The sequence below is a fragment of the Saccharopolyspora sp. 6V genome (genome assembly GCF_020176785.1).
GTDB lineage: Bacteria > Actinomycetota > Actinomycetes > Mycobacteriales > Pseudonocardiaceae > Saccharopolyspora_C > Saccharopolyspora_C gregorii.
This window is the reverse complement of the sequence record NZ_JAIUKB010000044.1, coordinates 11800-31548: the sequence shown is the minus strand read 5'-3', so window position 1 is coordinate 31548 and position 19749 is coordinate 11800. Positions and strand designations below refer to the sequence as shown.

The window sequence follows — 19749 nt, the reverse complement described above, 5'->3', positions numbered from 1 at the left end:
CCGTGCGGATCCGCACCGATGACGAGGTGTACCGCGTCGACGCCGTGTGGCTCGGCCCGCCGAAGGCGACCTTCCCGTGGCGGGCGCGCTACGTGGCCTGGGGCGTGGGGACCGTCGTGTTCCTGCTGGTGCTGGCCATCGAACGGCGGATGAACATCGGCTTCGGCTTCTTCTCCACCGGTTGGGCGGTCGTCCTCACGATCCTGGTTACGCGGATCGTGTGTTCCCGGATCACCCACGAACGGCCGCTGGGAGCCGTGATGGTGATGTGGTTGCGTGAGCTCACCGCGCCGCGGGAGCGCACCACCGGCAGCGGTGGTGCGGCGGGCGCCGCCCGGCTCAAGGTGCGCGCCGAGCGGCCGCGGCCCAAGCAGAAGCAGTCCGGACGAGCCAAGAAGTCCGCCCGGCGAGGCCGGGCGACCCCCGCCCGGCAGACCCGGCGGACGAACCGGGTCCAGCAGGGGACCCAGCCCACCGGCGGCGCGACCCGGCAGGTCCGCCGCCCCAGGAAGTCCGCGGAACGGACCCGGTCCGCAGGCGGGCGTGCGCGTAGCAAGGAGGTTCGCGGTGTTCGGTCGCCGTCGAGGCGGTGAGCGCCAGGCCCCAGGGCCGGGCGCACCCCAGCGCGCCCCGCAGGGCAGGGGCGGGGCGCGGGGCAAGGCGAAGCGGCAGGACCGCAGGCTCCCCGACGAGCAGTCGTTGCCGAGCTACACGCCGTCCATCGCCGCCCGGTCCATCGACGGGCACCTGCTGCGCACCGGCCAGGACGTGTTCGCCTGGTACCGGCTGTCCCCGCAGCGCTGGTCGTTCCGCTCCGATTCGCAGCGCCAGGACCTGATCGCCGCCATCGCGGGCCAGTACGCCGAGCTGCAGGGCCGGTGGATGCACCTGCGCGTCACCAGCCGGCCCTACCCGATCCGGATGTGGGCGGAGGCGCACGTGCACAACGCGCGCGGCGCCCTGCCGGACGTGCCCGGCGCGCTGAGCTTCGACGACTACATGGTCGGCGAGCAGCAGCAGCTGATGGGCCGCTCGATGGCGGAGAAGGAGGTCTACCTCGGCGTCCAGGTGCAGACCCGGAACGTGGTGGACCGCGCCGTGGAGCGCGCCGCCCCGCTGCTGCGCCGGGTGTTCCCGGAAGCGGTGGACGCCGAGCTGGTCGCGCTGGACAGCGAGATCGAGCACCTGGACCAGGTGATCGGTTCCGCCGGTCTGGACGGCCGGCCGGTGACCGCGGAGGAGATCTCCTGGCTGATGCACCGGTCCTGCTCGCTGGGCCTGCCCGCGCCGCGGAACCTGCCCGCGGTGCCCGGCGCCGAGTGGGAGCCGGAGGACCTGGCGTCGTTCACCGACGCCGCCGACATGTACCAGGAGCCGTACTCGCCGACCGCCACCGTGCGCGGCCGCACCGGTTCCAACGCGGGCATCACCCGGCACGTCGCGGTGCTGACGGTGGGGCAGACGCACGGCCTGCAGATCCCGGAGATCGACGACCCGTGGATCCAGCACTCCGACCGGCTGCCCGCGCCGGTCGAGTGGTCCGCGCGGATCTACGTCCGCCGCCCGGAGGACGTGGGCGGCGAGCTGCAGCGCCAGATGAACAAGGTGCGCTCGCAGGTCCGGCACTACACCGAGGAGCACGGCCTGGAGCCGCCGACCTCGCTGGCCCGCCAGGCGGGCCGGGTGCTGGAGATCGACGACGAGATGAGCACCGGGTTCACCGCGCTCGCCACCCGGGTCCGCTCGTGGTGGCGGCTGGCGGTGTCCGGGCCGACGGAGCGGGACGCGCTGCGGCTCGCCCAGCAGATCCTGGACCTGTACAAGCCGAAGGTCGCCATCGAGCACCCCGAGGCGCAGTACGCGATGGCCCGCGAGTTCATCCCCGGTGAGCAGCTGGCCTCCGGCGCCTACATGCGGCGCGGCTCGGTGGTGTGGGCGGCGTCCTCGGTGCCGCAGGCGACCGCGGAGGTCGGCGACCGCCGCGGCATCCTGCTCGGCGAGACCTGCACGGCGACGCGGCGCCCGGTGGCCTGGGACCCGTGGATGGCGCAGGAGGTGCGGGACGCCTCGGGCCTGACCGCGATGGTCGCCGGACTCGGTGGCGGCAAGTCGTTCCTCGGCGGCGGCACCGTCTACAAGACGTTGCGGGCCGGGGCGCACTGGACGCTGCTGGACCCGTCGGGTCCGCTGGCGGAGCTGTGCAAGCTGCCGGAGCTGCGGCCCTACGCGCGCCCGATCAACCTGCTCAACGCCCAGCCCGGCATCCTCAACCCGTACCGGGTGGTGGCGGAGCCGCAGCTGGAGCACTTCGTCGACGAGGACGACCCGGAGCGCAGCTGGCGGCGCGAACGCGCCCTGTCGGCGGCGACCCGGCGACGGCTGGTGCTGGACGTGCTCACCGGCCTGCTGCCCTACGAGGTGGCGCGGCTGCCGCAGACCCGGATCGTGCTGCTGCGCGCGGTGCGCGCCGTCGGCGGACGTCCCGACGCGCACCCGGGGATGGTGTTCGAGGCGCTGCGCCGCGACGCGTCCGAGCACCACGAGCACGCGGTGGTCGTCGCCGACTTCCTCGACGAGATCCGGGAGCGCATGTCGCTGCTGATCCCCGAGGCCGACGCCGACCCGTACTCGGAGACCCGCGAGGACCGGCTGACGGTGCTCACCATGGCCGGGTTGACGCTGCCGAAGGACGGTGTCGGTCGCGAGCACTGGACCGACGCCGAAGCCCTCGGCGTGGAGATGCTGAACCTGGCCGCGTGGCTGACCCAGCGCTCCGTGTACGAGCGGCCGAAGAACGAGCGCAAGGGCGTCTGGATCGACGAGGCGTTCTTCCTGTCCGAGGTGCCGACGGGCCGGGTGCTGATGAACCGGTTCGCCCGCGACTCCCGGAAGTGGAACGTCCGCGTGCTGCTGTCCAGCCAGATCCCGGCGGACTTCCTGCGCATCCAGGGCTTCGTGTCGCTGCTGGACTCGGTGTTCGTCGGCAGGCTCGACGACGACCAGGCCCAGTCGGACGCGCTGCGGCTGCTGAAGGTCCCGGTGGGCGCCGGCTACGAGCAGGTCGTGTCCGCCCTCGGGCGCAAGCCCGGCCCGGCGCGCGGCAGCACCGAGCGGGACCGGGCGCCGCGGCAGTTCATCTTCGGCGACGGTGCGGGCGGCGTGGAGCGGATCCGGATCGACTTCGGCGGACCGCACCTGGAGCACCTGCGCGAGGCGCTGGACACCACCCCGGCGAGCTCGGAGTCCGAGCAGGACCTGCGGGCGCTGCCCGGGGCGGAGGGCGCGGCGAACTCCGACACCCCGCCGCTGCCCTCGCCACCGCACGTGCCCGAGGACGACTACGCCGACGACATCGAGGGCTTCGACGAGTTCGAGCTCGAATCCGTCGGCATCGGGCCGGGCGAGGAACGCACGGTCGGCACCGAGCGCGCGCAGCAGCGGCCCGGTCGAGGCGGAGACGAAGTGCGGTGAGCGCGCTGGTCGCGCCCACGATCATGGCGGCGGTGATCGTGGCGGTGGTGCGGGCCGCGAAACGAGTGCTGCCCCGGCGCGCCCGGCGGCTCCCGGCGCAGCGCGCCCGCGGCCGCCGCTCGGCGGTGCTGCTGGTGGGCGCGCTCGTCGCCATCCAGGCGCTGATCGGGGCTCCGGCCTCGGCGCAGAGCCTGGACTGCTCGGAGCCGCCGAGCCCGGAGCGCCCCGGTTCCGGCATGGTCGGCGCGATCGACCCGGCGCCGCTGGGTTCCGGTCAGCCGGGCACCGCCTACGACGAGGTGGGCTACGCCGGGCTGGTGTGGCACACCTACGGGCTCGGCTGCGGGCCGCAGGGCGTGATGAACCCGAACGCGCTGGTCGACACCTGGCTGGGCAACGAGCTGTTCAACGTCTCGAAGAACCTGGTGGGCGCGACCAACGGGCTGCACTACGCGCTGCTCAACGGCGAGCTGATGGGCCCGCTGGACGACCTGATCGCCACCGGCACGGTCGCGCTCTACGACAGCGTGTTCACCCCGTGGTTCGGGGTGGCGGCGCTGGTGCTGGCCGTGCTGCTGTTCCGCTACATCTGGCAGGGCGACCTGGCCTCGATCGGCAAGCGCACCATGTGGGCGCTGGCCGGGCTGTGGTTCGCCTCCGCCACCTACCTGACCCCGATGATCTACACGCACGCGCTGGACGAGGTGGTGATCACCGGGACATCGGCGGTCCAGGCCGGATTCCTCCAGCAGGTCGGGGTGGACGAGGCGAACACGCTGCCGACCGTGCTGCACCACCAGGTGGTCTACCGGAACTGGCTGCGCGGCGAGTTCGGTTCGCCGGACACCCCGCAGGCCGAGCAGTACGGCCGCGAGCTGCTGCGCGCCCAGGCGTGGACGAAGCAGGAGGTGGCGGCCGGGGCCGACGCGGGGCCGTCGACGCCGAAGGAGACGGCGTTCACCAACGTCGCCGGGCAGCTCAGCACGACCAGCGCCTACGGCTACTTCCAGGGCAAGGACGGCAGCCGCGTCGGCGCGGGGATGCTGTCGCTGGTGCAGAGCCTCGCGTTCGCCTCGTTCCAGCTGATGGCGAAGGCGGCGATCCTGCTGGCGCAGGTGCTGCTGCGGGTGCTGATCCTGGCCGGGCCGCTGATCGGCCTGGTGGCGCTGCTCAACCACCAGATCCTGCGGGCGGTGGGCCGCGTGGGCGGGGCGGCGATGCTCAACGTGCTGGTGATCGCGGCGATGGCCGGGCTGCACACCTGGGTGCTGGCGTGGATCTTCAACCCGCTGCGCGGTTTCCCGGTGCTGACGCAGATCCTGCTGGCCGGGCTGGTGACGATCGTGTTCATCATGGTCGGGAAACCGGTCCGCCGGATGGGGCAGATGGTGCAGCTCTCGATCGGTGGTTCCGGCGGGGTGGCGCAGGCCCGCGGCGTGCTCGGCCGGTTCCGCGGCCGCAGGTCCGCCGACGATCCGAGCGGCGACTTCTGGGAGCAGGTGCGCGAATCCGACCCGGACGCGCCGCCGCCGGACCCGGCCGGGCAGCGCGGCAGGCGCCACACCCGCCCGGAGGCCGACCACCAGACGATGTCGGTGACGGCGCAGCGCCTGGACCGGCAGGGCGGCCCGTGGGCGGCGCTGCCCGGCAGCGGTTCGCCGACCGGCGGCGGGGCGGGTTCGCCCGCGCTGCCCGCCTCCGGTCCCGCCGAGTCCCGGCGACCCGGTGGCCCGGCGGCGGCGCTGCCGGAGGGCAGGCCGAGCCGCGTCGTGGACACCGCGCCCGTCGCGGACGCCTCGTGGGACCGGCGGGAGGAGGAGCCGGTGCTGGTGCCGTCCCGCGCGGACAGCTCCCCGATCCCCTCCCCGGCGGAGCCGACCGCGCCGCGCCGCGCGGACATGGAAGTGGTCGCGGGCAAGCCGGTGTACGTGGTGTACCGGCCGTCCCGGGGCTTGGAGGTGGCCGATGGGGACTGATCGGCCGCGACCGGTGATTCGACAGCTGCAGCGGGCCGGGCGGGCGCGAACCCGACCGGCCGGGTGAAGGGGAACGGGCCATGCCGATCCGGACGCATCGGGGACGCGCCGCGGTCTACCGGAGGTTGTGGGGCTGGCCGCTGCGCTCGCCGAAGCACCTGGTGACCGCGGTGATCGTGCTGGCGGCCGCGGCCACCACCATCGGGATCATGCTGCCGGAGCCACCGCCCTCGCGGAACTACCGCGACCCGTCGGGCGGCACCGAGCAGCACCAGGCGGTTCCGGCGCCGGCGAGCCCGACTCCCGCGCCACCGACGATCTCGGTGCCGAACACGCCGCCCGCGCCGGCACCGGCCGACCCGGCCGGGTTGCACGTGGTGGAGGCGTGGGGCGCCAAGTGGGCCACCCACCCGCCGGGCACCCCCGCCGGGAAGTGGGTGGAGTCGCTGCGGCCCTACACGACCGACGAGTTCATCACGGTGATGACCTCGGTGGACCCGGCGAACGTGCCGTCCACCCGGATCACCGGGCCTGCGGTCCCGCTGAGCTCCACCGCCAATTCGATCGCGGCCCGGCTGCCCACCGACGCCGGGGACATCGAGGTCGACGTGATGAGAACCGAGCAGGGATGGCGCGTCTCCGGCTACAACAAGGTGAGCTGACATGCGGAAACTCTTGGTCGCGGTCGTGGTGTTGTCCGGCTTCGCCGGACTGGTCGGGCTGGGCGCGTTCGTGGTCGTGCTCTCCGGCATGCAGGGCGGGCAGAGCTGGTCGGAGTGCAGCTCGGGCCTCGGCCCGTCCGGGGACGGCGCGGGCCGCGGGGAGCGGGACGCGGGCAGCCTCGACCAGGAGTCGGTGCTGATCGCCAAGGAGATCATCAAGATCGGTCAGCAGCGGAAGTTGCCGCCGCGGGCGTGGCAGATCGCCATCCAGGCGGGCAAGACCGAGTCGAACCTGTCGAACCTGACCTACGGCGACCGGGACTCGCTGGGCATCTTCCAGATGCGGCCGTCGATGGGCTGGGGCAGCGTCGCGCAGGTCACCAACGTCGAGTACCAGATCAACAAGTTCTACGACGTGCTGCTGGACATCCCCGGCTGGGAGCAGCTGCAGCCGGGCACCGCCGCGCAGCGCGTGGAGCGCTCCGCCTATCCGCTGCGCTACCACGAGTGGGAGCCGCTGGCGGCGCACCTGGTCAGCGTCGAGGGCAACGTGTCCGGGTTCAGCGGCTGCGAGAACCTGCCCGCGGCCGGGGTGCTGGCCACGAAGGCCATCAGCTTCGCCGACCAGCAGATCGGCAAGCCGTACGTGTGGGGCGCGGCGGGGCCGGACTCGTTCGACTGCTCCGGGTTGACGCAGATGGCCTGGAAGGAGTCCGGGGTGACCATCCCGAAGTACTCCCGGTCGCAGTACGCCGAGGGCGGCGCGCACGTCCCGCTGAACCAGGCCCAGCCCGGCGACCTCGTGTTCTGGGGTGCGGGCCGGGAGCCGGGGGCGATCCACCACGTGGCGCTGTACCTCGGCGACAACGAGGTGCTGCACGCGCCGCAGCCCGGCGAGTCGGTGGAGCGCACCGAGCTGTGGGACGGCGGCGAGCTGCTGCCGATGGTGGTGCGCCCCGCCGCGGACGAGCCCGCCCCGGCCGCGCAGCCCACCGTGCAGCCCGCGCCGGGCGGCGAGCAGCCGGGCGTCCCGGAGATCGGACCCGGCGGACGCCCGGGGGAGACCCCGGTGCGGCAGCCGGTGTAGCCGGTCCGGGAGCATCCGGGCCGGCACGCGCGGTGACGGGAGGATCGCGCTGCGACACGATCTCCGGTGGGCCGTCGGACCGCTGATCGCGGCGGTCCGCTGTGGCAATCTTGGTCTCGGGCCGTTCGCCGGCCCGGCCTGGCGGCGCGCGGGTCCGCGGCCCGCCCCGCCGCGTGCGCGGGACGACCACCGCCGAGCGGTGCGAGTCCCGCGGTGTGTCCTACTCCGGGAGGAAGCATGTTCACCCCAGACCCCATTCCGAGGCGTTCGGCACCTCCGGCGTCGAGCACGCCGCTGGGCGACTACCTCTCCCGCGCCGGGCACGGGGTCGACGCCGGGTACGCGGTGCTGCCGCGCTCGCTGGCGGAATCGATGCCGCTGCCCTGGCAGCAGCACATGCGCCACCTGCTCGCCGAGTTCCACCAGGCCTTCGGGCACCTGCAGTGGCCGGTGTACCGGGTGGTGCCGTCCCGGTACGAGCGGCTGGTGGACCTCGACGACGACCAGCTCGCCGAGGTCGGCTGCACCGTGGAGGTCGGCGACAGCGGCGAGCTGGAGTACCGGATGCGCGACGGCCGCCGCATCGAGAACCCGGAGAGCCAGCAGGTGCTGGTGTCCTGCCTGGACCCGATACCGCAGCGCACGAATCCGGCCGGGCACCACCCGGGTCCCCCGCCCGCACCGGGCGCCCCGCCGCCTCCTGCGTGGTGACCGGGTCCGCCCGCCCCTCGTGGTGATCGGGCCGGGCGCGCCACCGCCGCCCGCGTGGTGACCGGGCCGGGTGCGTGGTGACCGGATCGGGTGCGCCGTCCGGAGGCGTGACACGGAGCGGTTCCGCGTGCGAGGCTCGACGCATGGCCCGGGATGGTTGGTACTTCTGCCTGAAGCATCAGCAGGTCGAGCCCGCCGCGGGATGCCGCGCCGCCGACCGGCTGGGGCCCTACGCGGATCGCGCCGCGGCCGAGCACGCGCTGGAGCTGGCGAAGGAGCGCACCGAGGCCGCCGACGAAGCCGATCGCCGCTGGTCCGAGGGGGACTGAGCTCCGATGACTACGGCGGCGCGGGCACCACGGGGTGGTACCGATGCCGTCGCAGCCCCCGATCTCGGGGCCGGCCGCACGCCGCGGCCGCGCCGCTCCGCCGACGGGTGCGATTTCGCCGCCGTCCGCGCCGACTTCGGGCTCCCCGCCGAGTTCCCCACCGCCGCGCTGGGCGAGGTGGAGCAGAACGTCGCGCAACCCGTGTTGGAGGCCGACCGGGTCGACGCCACCGAGCTCCCGCTGGTCACGGTGGACCCGGTGGGCGCGAAGGACCTGGACCAGGCGGTGCTGCTGGCCCGCCGCGGCACCGGGTTCCGCGTGCAGTACGCGATCGCCGACGTGGCCGCCTTCGTCCGTCCCGGCGGGGCGCTGGACGCGGAGGTGCGCCGCCGCGGCCAGACGCTGTACCTGCCGGACGGGAACGTGCCGCTGCACCCGACGCTGTTGTCGGAGGGCGCGGCGAGCCTGCTGCCGGACCAGGTGCGCCCGGCGGTGCTGTGGACGATCGACCTGGATTCCGACGGGGTGGCGACCTCGGTCCTGGTGCGGCGGGCGTGGGTGCGTTCCGCCGCGCAGCTGGACTACGAGGCGGTGCAGCGCTCGCTGCGGGCCGGGGTCGCGCACCCGGCGATCGAACTCCTGCCGGTGGTGGGCCGGTTGCGCCGCGAGCAGGCGGTGCGCCGCGGTGCCATCGAACTGGGCCTGCCGGAGCAGCAGGTGGAGTCGGACGGCGCGGGCGGCTGGCGGGTCGCGCTGCGGCCGCGGCTGGTGGTGGAGGAGTGGAACGCGGAGATCTCCCTGCTCACCGGCATGTGCGCGGCGGAGATGATGCTGGACGCCGGGGTCGGGATCCTGCGCACGGTGCCGGACCCGGAGCCGCCGACGGTGTCGGCGCTGCGCCGGTCCGCGGCCCGGCTGGGCGTGGAGTGGCCGGAGGACCTACCGCCCGCGGAGGCGCTGGCCGGGCTGGACCCGGTGCGGCCGGAGGCGCTGGCGGTGCACGTGGCGGCGACGCGGCTGCTGCGCGGCGCCGGCTACACGTCGTTCGATTCGGGTCCGCCGCCGAAGCCGCGGCACGCGGGGATCGGCGCGGCCTACGCGCACGTGACGGCGCCGCTGCGGCGCCTGGTGGACCGCTACGGCGCCGAGGTGTGCCTGGCGGTGAGCTCGGGTTCACCGGTACCGGAGTGGGTGCGGGAGGCGCTGCCCGCGCTGCCGTCCGCGATGGGCTCGTCGGACCGGGTGGCGACGCAGGTGGAGCGGGCGTGCCTCGCGCAGGCGCAGGCGTGGTCGCTGGCCGGCGAGGTGGGCTCGGTGTTCCCGGCGACGGTGCTGCGGACCGGTTCCGGCGACGGTGAGGTGTTCATCGCCGAGCCGCCGGTGATCGCGCGTTGCGCGGGGGACGACCTCACCGAGGGCCAGCGCATCCGGGTCCGCCTCACCCGGGCCGATCCGCACCGCCGCGAGGTCACCTTCACCACCGCCTGATCGGGGCCGCGCTCCGCCCGCCGAGTGCGGACCGCACCGCGCGGGTAGCCGCCGGGGGAGCGCGACCTGGACCTAGATCCACTTCCCGGGGGTAGTGCGAACGGGTGAGATCGGGTTCGAGAGGGTGGGCGCGTTCAGTGGGCATGAGCACAGCGGGCCCGTCTAGCGCCGGGTCCGCCGGATGCGGATCGTGGAAGGGCAGCGTCGCAAGGTGACAACGAGGAGGCCCGTCGTGGCTGAGGTGCGCGAGATGACCGTCGGTGTGCTCGGAGGCACCGGCGCGCAGGGCAGGGGGCTGGCGATCCGGTGGGCCGCGGCGGGCCTGCGCGTGGTGATCGGCTCGCGCAAGGCCGAGCGAGCCCAGGACGCGGCCCGCGAGATCGCCGAGATCTCCGGCGGGCAGGTCAGCGGCGAGGACAACGCGGCCTGCGCGGCCGCGGCCGACATCGTGCTGGCCGCGCTGCCGTGGGACGCGCACGCCGACACGTTGGCGGCGCTGCGCGAACCGCTCGCCGGCAAGATCGTCGTGGACTGCGTGAACCCGCTCGGCTTCGACAAGCAGGGGCCGTTCGCGCTGGACGTGCCGGAGGGCAGCGCCGCCCAGCAGGCCGCCGCGCTGCTGCCGGATTCGCGGGTGACCGCCGCGTTCCACCACGTCTCGGCGGTGACGCTGGCGGACCTGTCGGTGGACCACGTCGACCTCGACGTGCTGGTGCTCGGCGACGACCGCGAGGCCACCGACGTGGTGCGCGGTCTCGCCGACGTGATCCCCGGGGTCCGCGGTCTCTTCGGCGGCCGGTTGCGCAACGCCCACCAGGTGGAGGCGCTGACCGCGAACCTCATCGCGATCAACCGGCGCTACAAGGCGCACGCCGGGATCCGCATCACCGACGTGTGAGCGGCCGGCCGTGCGGAAACCCGAGCGCCAGGGGGTGAGCGGCGATGTCGAAACTGCCTGCCCAGCTGCCCCAGGAGGCGGCGAAGTGGACCGATGACGAGCGGGAGCGCGCGAGCCAGCTGCTCGACGGCCGCGCCACCGTGGTCAACGTCCGCAAGAACGGGCCGCACCGGCACCTGCTGCCGTGGCTGGAACGGGAGGGCCTGCTGACCTACGTGGGTCATTCCGGGCCGCGCCACTCGTGGCCCGCCTCGGACTTCGCGAGCCCGTTCGTCAAGGAGGCGAAGCAGGACCGGGCGGCGATGGTGCAGCACTACGAGCAGTGGCTCGACGAGCAGCCGGAACTGCTGCGGCGGTTGCGGCAGGGCGAGTTCAACGGGCGCGCGCTGGGGTGCTGGTGCGCACCGGAGCAGTGCCACGCGGACGTCCTGGCCCACCGCGCGCATTGAGTGAACGGACCGTCCGTCCGATAGAGCTGGACGAACGGTCCGTTCACTCCCACCGCGGGGTCAGTTGAAGGAGTGCTCCGCCGCCGGGAACGACCCGCCGCGGACCTCGTCGGCGAAGCGGCTCGCCGCGTCGGCGAGGGTGCCGCCGAGGTCGGCGTACCGCTTGACGAAGCGCGCGGTGCGCCCGGTGTTCATCCCGGCCATGTCGGTCCACACCAGCACTTGCGCATCGGTGTCCGGCCCGGCGCCGATGCCGATGGTGGGGATGTCGAGTTCGGCGGTGACCTGCTTGGCGGCGTCGGCGGACACCATTTCGAGGACGACGGCGAACGCGCCGGCCTCCTGCAGCGCGCGGGCATCGGCGAGCAGTTCGGCGGCTTGGTCGCCGCGTCCCTGCACCCGGTAGCCGCCGAGGCCGTGCTCGCTCTGCGGCGTGAAGCCGATGTGCCCCATGACGGGGATGCCCGCGGAGACGAGCGCCTCGACCTGGGCCGCGTAGCGCTTGCCGCCTTCGAGCTTGATGGCGTGGGCGCGGCCTTCCTTCATGAAGCGGGCCGCGGTGCCGAGCGCCTGCTCGGGCGAGGCCTGGTAGGAGCCGAACGGCAGGTCGGCGACGACGAGGGCGTGTTCGGCGGCGCCGGTGACGGCGCGGACCAGCGGCAGCAGTTCGTCGACGGTCACCGGTAGCGAGGACTCGTAGCCGTAGACGTTGTTGGCCGCCGAGTCGCCGACCAGGAGCACGGGGATCCCGGCCTGGTCGAAGATCCGCGCGGTGTACATGTCGTAGGAGGTGAGCATCGGCCAGTTCTCGCCGCGCTCCTTGAGCTGTTGCAGGTGGTGGATGCGGACGCGGCGCCGGGCCGGGGTGCTCCCGTACGGGGCGGCTGTCTCGCCTTGGGCAGGCTGCGGTGCAGCAGTCATCTTCGACCGTCCTTCTTCCTCAAGGCCCGTGCTGCGGGTCCCTGGGCGTTCTGCGACGTCTTGCGTTCGCCAGGGTCGCACGCGCGGGGGTGCGGGGAGGAGGGCCGGACGATGCACGTCACAGCCGCGGCCGGCGGCGATGAGCATCGTTGCAGCCGTTGGTTGCAACAGATCGCTCGTCTGGCGCGGAACCAGCGGTGCGGCCGGGATGGCGAACGGTTGTGTGCATCGATGCACTCGCGTTGCGCTCGGCGGATCAGGTGGTGGCAACCGAACGCAGCAGGCAGCGGGATTGACGCCCACCTTCGGCCCAGTGCGTTGCGCTCTCCGGGTCAAGTCAAGATCATCTACTGGACCTGTTCCGGTTCTGCTGCCTAGCCTGATCGGGTTTGCAATGCATCACAGAGGGAGCAGCATGACCGCGGCAGAAAAAGCTCCAGACATCCTGTCCCCGGATTTCGCCCGGGACCCCAACCCGTCGTACCAGGTGCTGCGAGATGACTTCCCGCTGCTGTGGCACGAACCGACCCAGAGCTACATCATCTCCCGCTACGCGGACGTGAAGCGGGCCTTCCGCGAGCCGGTGTTCACCACTCAGAACTACGACTGGCAGCTGGAACCGGTGCACGGGCGCACCATCCTGCAGCTGGACGGCCGGGAGCACGCGGTGCGCCGCGCACTGGTAGCGCCGGCGTTCCGGGGCAGCGAGCTGCAGGAGAAGTTCCTGCCGGTGATCCAGCGCAACTCGCGCGCGCTGATCGACGAGTTCCGCGGCACCGGCCGGGTCGACCTGGTCGCGGACTACGCGACGAAGTTCCCGATCAACGTGATCGCCGACATGCTGGGCCTGGCCGAGCAGGACCGGGGCCGCTTCCAGGGCTGGTACACGTCGATCATCGCGTTCCTGGGGAACCTGAGCCAGGACCCGGACGTGATCGAGTCGGGCATGCGGACCCGCGAGGAGTTCGCCGAGTACATGATCCCGGTGATCCAGGAACGCCGGGAGAACCTGGGCGACGACCTGCTCTCCACGCTGTGCACCGCCGAGATCGACGGCACGAAGATGAGCGACGAGGACATCAAGGCGTTCTGCAGCCTGCTGCTCGCCGCGGGCGGCGAGACCACGGACAAGGCGATCGCCGCGATGTTCCTGAACCTGCTGCGGCACCCGGAGCAGCTGGCGGCCGTGCGGGAGAACCGCGAGCTGGTCCCGCAGGCGTTCGCCGAGACGCTGCGCTACTCCCCGCCGGTGCACATGATCATGCGGCAGCCCGCGGAGGACGTGGAGCTCAGCGGCGGGGTGGTGCCGAAGGGCAGCACGCTCACCTGCTTGATCGGCGCGGCGAACCGGGACGAGGAGCACTACGCGAACCCGGAGCGCTTCGACGTGTTCCGCGAGGACCTGCCCGCCCGCACCGCGTTCACCGCCGCCGCCGACCACCTGTCCTTCGCCCTGGGCAGGCACTTCTGCGTGGGGGCGCTGCTGGCGAAGTCGGAGATCGAGATCGGCATCAACGACCTGCTGGACGCGATGCCGGACGCGCGGCTGGCCCCGGGTTTCGACCCGCCGGAGCAGGGCGTGTTCACCCGCGGCCCCGAGTCGGTCCCCGTCGTCTTCACGCCCGCCTGAGCCCGGCCCGCGGATCAGCCGAACGGCCCACCCACCCGAACCGCTCGGGCCGATGGGCCGTTCACCTGCCGGACGGGCACATCGAACCGGACACCGTCGTACCTGTTCCTAGTCCTCATCAGCGGCGAAGCCGCTGAACCGCCGACCACCAGAGCAACAGGACCACCCGCGGGTTCTCAGCGGGATTCTCGCGAGGACAGCTTCTTCCCTCGTGGCGGAGCCACTTGGGAAAAGGATTCCGCAGTGAGAATCCCGCTGAGGTTCCGCCACCTGCTTCACTCCGCAGAACGAGCGGAAGAGGTCTCAGGCGCTGACCGTGTAGCTGGGGCTGAACTGGACTGGCAGGGCCTGGAGCCCCCGCATCCACACCGACGGCAGCCACACCAGCGCGTCCGGGTTGGCGGCCAGCACCACGTCCGGCAGCCGGTCCAGCAGCACCTCGATGGCGATCCGCGAGATCACCGCGCCGATCTCCGGCCCCGGGTGCGGGCAGCCGTGCTCGCCGTGCCCGAAGGACATGTGCGCGTTGTTGCCGATGGAGTCGGAGTAGGCGTCCGGCCGCACCTGCGGGTCGGTGTTGGCGGCGGCGAAGCCGAGCACCAGCATGTCCCCGGTGTGGATGCGCTGGCCGCCGAGCTCGGTCTCCCGGGAGGCGAAGCGGCCGATGAAGTTCTGGGTGGGCGTGTCCTCCCAGAGCACTTCGTTGAGCGCCTGCCCGACCGACCGCCTGCCCCCGGAGAGGGTGACCGCGAACCGCTCGTCGGTGAGCATCAGCCGGATGGCGTTGCCGATCCAGTACGCGACGGGCTGCTGCGCGGCGGTGAGCACCACCAGCAGGTCCTGCAGGATCTCCTCCTCGGTCATGCCCGCCGGGTGCACCAGCAGCCGGGACGGCAGGTCGGCGCCGGGGTTCTCCTGCTTGCGCTTGACGAGCCGCTGCATCCGGTCCTGGATGCGCTGGTAGGCGCCGACGCCGTCGTCGCTGGCGACGGTGTCGGTGAGGTCCTGCATGAGCGCCCCGGCCTCGTCGTCGCCGAGGCCGAAGAGGCGGGCCATCACGCGCAGCGGCATCGGGTGCGCGAACTGCGCCATCAGGTCCGCTTCGCCACCGCCGGCGAAGCCGTCGATGAGCTCGTCGGCGATCTGCTCGCAGATGTTGCGCAGCTCGAACTGGTCGACGGCTTCGAGGCATTCGCCGATGGCGCCGGTGCGGCGGCGGTGCTCGTCGCCTTCGGTGAACATCAGCGAGGGCTGGTAGCCGACGAACGCCATCAGCCCCCAGTTCTCCGGCACCTTGTCCCAGGCGTTCCAGCGGCGGGTGTCGCGGGCGAACAGCTCGGGGTTGTTCTCCACCTGGTGGATCTCGCGGTAGCCGAGCACGAGCCAGGCGGGCACGTCCCCTTCGAGGCGCACCGGCGCGACGGGCCCGTAGTCGTTGCGCATCTGCCGGTACAGCTGCGACGGGTTCTGCTGGAACCGGGGTCCGTGCAGGGCGATGGGCTCCCGGCCGACCGGGCAGCCGCTCGGGCTCGGGTCGGTCGTGGGCCAGATGTCTGGGTCGGTCATGGGGATGAAGCTCCCGGGTTTCCGTTCGGACAGGGAGTGGCCTGATCTCCGGTGCACGACCGGGCCTGGTCCGGCCCGGTCGAGGTCGGATCACCGGATGTCGTCAGGTGACGTCGGCCCGGCTCGCGCGGCGAGCGGCCGTTGCCGACGACGGGTGACGGCATCCTCGGTCTTGCCGCGACCGGTGGACGTCGGCCGATCCACCGGGCGCGCCGGTTCAGGCGCCGACGACGTAGCTCGGGCTGAACCGCACGGGCAGCGCGGTGAGTCCCCGCATCCACACCGAGGGGATCCACCGGAGCTCGCCGGGCGGCACCGCGAGCCGGATGTCGGGCAGCCGGTCCAGCAGCACTTCGATGCCGGCGCGGGCGATCGTCTCGGCGACCTCCGGTGCCGGGTGGGGGCAGCCGCGGTCCCCGATGCCGAAGGACAGGAACGCGTTGTTGCCGACGGAGTCGGCGTAGGAGCCGGGCCGGATCCGCGGGTCGGTGTTGCCCGCGGCCAGCCCCAGCACCAGCATGTCCCCGGCCCGGATGAGCCTGCCGCCGAGCTGGACGTCCTGGGTGGCGTAGCGCCCGATGTAGTTCTGGGTGGGGGTCTCCTCCCAGAGCACTTCGTTGAGCGCCTGCCCGACCGACCGCCTGCCCCCGGCGAGGCCGATCGCGAACCGCTCGTCGGTGAGCATCAACCGCATCGTGTTGCCGATCCAGTGCGCCACCGTCAGGTGCCCGGCGGTCATCGTGATCAGCATGTCGTAGGCGATCTGCTCGTCGGTGACGCGGTCCTGGTGCCGCAGCATCCGGCTGGTGAGGTCGGGCCCGGGGTTCTCCCGCTTGGCCGCGACCATCGAGTGCATCCGCCGCACGATGCGGTCCAGCGCGGCGGTGCTGTCCCCGCCGCCGATGGAGCCGGTCATGTCGTGGACCAGGCCCTCGGTCTGCTCCGGCGCCACCCCGCACACCTGGGCCAGCACGTAGAGCGGCAGCGCGTCGGCGTACTGCGCGATCAGCTCGGCTTCGCCGCCGGTGGCGAAGGCGTCGATGAGCCGGTCGGCGTGCTGCTCGCAGTGCGCCTGCAGCTCGAACTGGTCGTACCCGCCCAGCACGTCGGCGAAGATCTCGACCCTGGTGCGGTACTCGTCGCCTTCGGTGAAGCCCATGGAGGGCTGGGCGGCGACGTACGGCAGCAGCGACCAGCCCTCCGGGACCCGGTCCCAGTGCCGCCAGCGGTGCGGCGCGCGGGCGAACACCCGCGGATCGCCGCACACCTCGTTGATCTCGCGGTAGTCGCCGACGAACCAGGCGGGCACCCCGCCTTCCAGTTCGATGGGCACGACCGGGCCGTGCTCGGCGCGCATGCGCCGGTACAGCCCGGCCGGGTCCTCGGTGAACTGCGGCCCGTGCAGCGCGACGGTGCCGTCGTGCCGCACGGGGCAGCCCGGCCGGTCGGCGGTACCGGGGTCGGCCGGTCTCATGGTCTCGCCCCCGCTGGCGCGGTGGCCAGCGCGTAGAGGTGGTTGACGAGTTCGATGAGCACGTTCTTGCTCGACGTCCGGTCCCGCGCGTCGCAGTCGATCAGCGGGATGTGCGCGGGCAGCGACAGCGCGTCGCGCACCGCTTCGAGGTCGTGGTCCTGCTCCCCGAAGTTGTTGCGCGCCACGATGAACGGCATGCCGTGGTGCTCCAGCCGGTCGATCGCGTACCAGGAGTCCTCCAGGCGCCGGGTGTCGACGAGCACGACCGCGCCGAGCGTCCCGGAGAACAACCGGTCCCAGAGGAACCAGAACCGCTGCTGCCCGGGGGCGCCGAACAGGTACAGCACCCGCTCGGCGTCCAGGCTGATGCGGCCGAAGTCGAACGCGACCGTGGTGGTGGTCTTGTCCCGCACCGCGGTCGAGTCGTCGATGCCCAGGCTCGCCTGGGTCATGGTCTCCTCGGTGCTCAGCGGACGGATCTCGCTGACCGAGCGGACCATGGTCGTCTTGCCGACCCCGAAGCCGCCGACGATGACGATCTTGAGCCCGTCGCTGGCGGTGCTGCGCAGCGGCCGGCTCGTGGGGTCAGAGCTTGTGGAGTCCAACGAGAACCTGCTTCAAGATGTCGGGGTCGGGGAGTTGCGCCTGCCTGCGGCCGGACGGCGCGGAGGTGGGGTGGCGGGCCGTGATCCGGTTCGTGTCGAGCAGGTCGCACAGCAGGATCTTCACCACCCCGACCGGCATGCCCAGGTGGGAGGAGATCTCCACGACCGCCATCGGCTGCTTGCACATGTGCAGGATCCGGATGTGCTCGGACTGCATGCCGGGGGCCGGGTCGCACTCGCTGACGATGAGCGTGACCAGGTCCAGGGACTCTTCGTTCGCGCTGCTGCGTCCCCCGGTCACGGTGTAGAGCCGGTCCGGATCTTCGTTGTGGAGGGGCCGCCAGGTCATGACAACCCGCTCGGCTGGGCCTGGCGCGGGGGAGCGCTGAGGTAGTCGCCGATCTGCTCGACGAGCTCGTTCATGTTGTGCCCGATGACGCCCACGTCGGCTTCCTCGTCGGCGAGCACGGCGAGGTGCGCGCCTTCACCGGCTTCGACGATGAACAGCAGGCCGCCGTGGAACTCGGTCATGGACTGCCGGACGCCGCCGCTGCCGTCGCCGAACTCGACGGAGGCGCCGTAGGACAGGCTCTGGATGCCGGAGGCGATCGCGGAGAGCTGGTCGGCCTGGTCGTTGCTGAGCCCGGGGGAGTGGCAGACCTTCAGGCCGTCCTTGGACAGCACGAGGGCGTGCTTGGCGCCTGGAGTGCGTCCCAGCAGGTTCTCCAGCAACCAGTCGAGGTTGTGGTCGTTGTTCATCGAGATGTCGGGGTTCCCGGCGTGGCCGGTCGCCCCTGCCTCCATTCCTTCTTTCGTCGGCAGGTCGATCAGCGCGCGTCGTCGGACTGCGAGCCGTCGCTGGGCCGGCTCGCCTGCCGGAACGCGCCGAAGCGGGCGCCCGCGTTCGGCCGCGGCCGGGACGGGGCGGGTTTCTTGGTGGTCTCGTCCTCGGGTCCGGCCGCCAGGGACGGTGCCGCGGCCGCGAGCGTTTCGCCGCGGCGGCGCTTGGGCAGGTTCTGCACGGTCGGCTCCCGTCGGTCGGCGGTGTCGGCGGTGCGGGTGTCGGTGGCGACGTCCTGCCGCGGCAGCGTTCCGGTGGCGGTGGTGGTGCCCCCGCTGGGGACGGAGCTCAGCTGCGCGGGCCGCGGGGTGACGCCGACGCTGCGGCTCGGCAGCGTGATCTCCTCCTGCTTGCGCGGCTGGGTGATCAGCTTGCGCGGGATCATCACGACGACGCCGGTGCCACCGCGCGAGGACGGGCGGAACGAGACGGTGAGCCCGTGCTTGCGGGCGAGGCAGCCGACGACGGCGAGGCCGAGCCGGGTGCCGTTGAGCTTGGTGAGGTCCAGCGGTTCGGAGCCGACGGCGTGCACGGCGCGCTTCATCGCCGCCTCGCTCATCACCAGGCCGCCGTCCTCGATGGTGACGACGACACCGGAGTGGACCTCTTCGACGTAGACGTGCGCGAGCTCGGACGGCGGGGAGAAGCTGGTGGCGTTGTCCATCAGCTCCGCCAGCGCGTGCATCACGCCTTCGGCGGCGTAGCCGACGATGGCGATGGTGCTGGTGGAGTGCAGCCGGACCCGCTTGTAGGCGGCGATGCGGCCGACCGAGCCGCGCAGGATGCTCTCCATCTTGATCGGCTTGGTCCAGCGGCGGCCGGAGCGGGCACCGGTGAGGACCGCGATGCTGTCCGCGAGGCGGCCGGCCTGCGCGGTGGTGTGGTCGAGTTCGAGCAGGTCGCCGAGCACGGATTCGTCGTGCCGCTCCTCCATCTCGCGGAGGCTGGCGAGCATGTTCGTCGACAGCGCCTGCATCCGGCCCGCGGCGTTCGCGCACGCCAGCATGGCGGCGGCGCGGGAGCGTTCCCCGTTGCCGATCTCCTGGCCGAGGGTGCGCAGGATGCGCTGGTGGGTCGGGTTGCGCGGGTGGTCGATCTCGCTGAGCGCGGTGTCCACCGAGGACCCGGACCGCAGCCGGGTGACCAGCGCGGGGAGCGTTTCGTCGGCGAGCTTCGCGGTGGCGCCGTCGGCCTTCTCCGCGCGCGTGCGGTAGAAGTTCGCGTTCTGCATCCCCCAGCTGGCCAGGGCTAACGCGATGCTGATCAGCGCGGCCGCGATGCCGGTGCTCCAGGCGATCACCAGCCGCGCGGGTTCGGGGCTCGCCAGCGCGGCCCAGGTGCTCAGCCCAGCGGTGACGACCCCGGAGATCAGCAGTACCAGCAGGGATCGGGCCAGGTGGCGGCGCTTGGCCGCGGATTGGGTGTAGGTGGGTGCTGACATCAATCAGGTCCTCGTCGCGGTCGGTGGCTCTGGCCTGCGCACCGCGGGCCCTCGGCGGTGCGGTGGGGGAGCGCAGCGCGGGTGGCGGGCCGGGTGCGCCCCCGGCAGCCCCTGGTCCGGCTTGCTCGGTGAAATCCCGCGGATCTCCCCTGGGCTCGCGATGCTACTCACTCTCCGGGGCGTGGAAACACCGGTAGGTG

Annotated in this window: 18 protein-coding genes; 11 read left to right on the top strand and 7 right to left on the bottom strand. The window is 72.6% G+C overall.

Translation table 11 applies throughout. The features are described 5' to 3' along the window. The first annotated feature begins 2 nt into the window (after positions 1 to 2). From LCD35_RS10220 to LCD35_RS10175, 10 genes are all read left to right on the top strand, one after another. Positions 3 to 593, top strand: a complete 591-nt coding sequence (locus LCD35_RS10220; RefSeq protein WP_225044085.1) for a hypothetical protein — start codon at positions 3 to 5, stop codon at positions 591 to 593. Then, the gene (locus LCD35_RS10215) at positions 568 to 3471 is read left to right on the top strand and encodes an ATP-binding protein (RefSeq protein WP_224956164.1); all 2904 of its coding nucleotides are present in this window, start codon (positions 568 to 570) and stop codon (positions 3469 to 3471) included. Before LCD35_RS10220 ends, LCD35_RS10215 begins: the two co-directional genes overlap by 26 nt. After that, positions 3468 to 5447 (top strand): hypothetical protein, encoded by a 1980-nt coding sequence (locus LCD35_RS10210; RefSeq protein WP_224956165.1) that lies wholly within the window; start codon positions 3468 to 3470, stop codon positions 5445 to 5447. Before LCD35_RS10215 ends, LCD35_RS10210 begins: the two co-directional genes overlap by 4 nt. 80 nt (positions 5448 to 5527) lie before the next feature. Next, on the top strand, positions 5528 to 6109 hold the full coding sequence (locus LCD35_RS10205) for a hypothetical protein (protein WP_224956166.1): 582 nt from the start codon (positions 5528 to 5530) through the stop codon (positions 6107 to 6109). Position 6110: 1 nt separating this feature from the next. Then, a complete protein-coding gene (locus LCD35_RS10200) occupies positions 6111 to 7196 on the top strand; it encodes a C40 family peptidase (protein ID WP_224966692.1) in 1086 nt (361 codons plus the stop codon). A gap of 237 nt (positions 7197 to 7433) precedes the next feature. Next, entirely contained in the window at positions 7434 to 7907 is a 474-nt protein-coding gene (locus LCD35_RS10195) for a hypothetical protein (protein WP_224956168.1), read from the top strand. Between the two features lie 143 nt (positions 7908 to 8050). Further along, entirely contained in the window at positions 8051 to 8236 is a 186-nt protein-coding gene (locus LCD35_RS10190) for a hypothetical protein (RefSeq protein ID WP_224956169.1), read from the top strand. 6 nt (positions 8237 to 8242) lie between these two features. After that, positions 8243 to 9724 (top strand): RNB domain-containing ribonuclease, encoded by a 1482-nt coding sequence (locus LCD35_RS10185; RefSeq protein ID WP_224956170.1) that lies wholly within the window; start codon positions 8243 to 8245, stop codon positions 9722 to 9724. Positions 9725 to 9956: 232 nt separating this feature from the next. After that, a complete protein-coding gene (npdG, locus tag LCD35_RS10180) occupies positions 9957 to 10622 on the top strand; it encodes an NADPH-dependent F420 reductase (RefSeq protein ID WP_225044084.1) in 666 nt (221 codons plus the stop codon). Positions 10623 to 10666: 44 nt separating this feature from the next. Next, a complete protein-coding gene (locus tag LCD35_RS10175; RefSeq protein WP_225044083.1) occupies positions 10667 to 11071 on the top strand; it encodes a DUF4326 domain-containing protein in 405 nt (134 codons plus the stop codon). A gap of 60 nt (positions 11072 to 11131) precedes the next feature. On the opposite strand, the gene panB is transcribed toward LCD35_RS10175, so the two are convergent. Beyond that, positions 11132 to 11992, bottom strand: coding sequence for a 3-methyl-2-oxobutanoate hydroxymethyltransferase (gene panB, locus LCD35_RS10170; RefSeq protein ID WP_224956173.1), 861 nt, complete (start codon positions 11990 to 11992; stop codon positions 11132 to 11134). 415 nt (positions 11993 to 12407) lie between these two features. Here panB and LCD35_RS10165 point away from each other — a divergent pair, with 415 nt between their 5' ends. Then, the gene (locus LCD35_RS10165; protein ID WP_224956174.1) at positions 12408 to 13622 is read left to right on the top strand and encodes a cytochrome P450; all 1215 of its coding nucleotides are present in this window, start codon (positions 12408 to 12410) and stop codon (positions 13620 to 13622) included. A 303-nt stretch (positions 13623 to 13925) separates the two neighbouring features. Here the strand turns inward: LCD35_RS10165 and LCD35_RS10160 are convergent, their stop codons facing one another. From LCD35_RS10160 to LCD35_RS10135, 6 genes are all read right to left on the bottom strand, one after another. Further along, on the bottom strand, positions 13926 to 15188 hold the full coding sequence (locus LCD35_RS10160) for a cytochrome P450 (RefSeq protein WP_374108064.1): 1263 nt from the start codon (positions 15186 to 15188) through the stop codon (positions 13926 to 13928). Between the two features lie 217 nt (positions 15189 to 15405). After that, positions 15406 to 16662: a cytochrome P450 gene (locus LCD35_RS10155; protein ID WP_224956175.1), complete on the bottom strand. Its 1257-nt coding sequence runs from the start codon at positions 16660 to 16662 to the stop codon at positions 15406 to 15408. Then, a complete protein-coding gene (locus LCD35_RS10150) occupies positions 16659 to 17267 on the bottom strand; it encodes an ATP/GTP-binding protein (protein ID WP_224956176.1) in 609 nt (202 codons plus the stop codon). The genes LCD35_RS10155 and LCD35_RS10150 overlap by 4 nt, the downstream gene beginning before the upstream one ends. Continuing rightward, positions 17248 to 17616 carry a DUF742 domain-containing protein gene (locus LCD35_RS10145; RefSeq protein ID WP_224956177.1) on the bottom strand — a complete coding sequence of 123 codons (369 nt, stop codon included), beginning with the start codon at positions 17614 to 17616 and terminating at the stop codon, positions 17248 to 17250. The genes LCD35_RS10150 and LCD35_RS10145 overlap by 20 nt, the downstream gene beginning before the upstream one ends. Next, on the bottom strand, positions 17613 to 18071 hold the full coding sequence (locus tag LCD35_RS10140; protein ID WP_373689972.1) for a roadblock/LC7 domain-containing protein: 459 nt from the start codon (positions 18069 to 18071) through the stop codon (positions 17613 to 17615). Before LCD35_RS10140 ends, LCD35_RS10145 begins: the two co-directional genes overlap by 4 nt. Positions 18072 to 18094: 23 nt before the next feature. Beyond that, positions 18095 to 19549, bottom strand: coding sequence for a sensor histidine kinase KdpD (locus tag LCD35_RS10135; RefSeq protein WP_224967310.1), 1455 nt, complete (start codon positions 19547 to 19549; stop codon positions 18095 to 18097). Between the last annotated feature and the right edge of the window lie 200 nt (positions 19550 to 19749).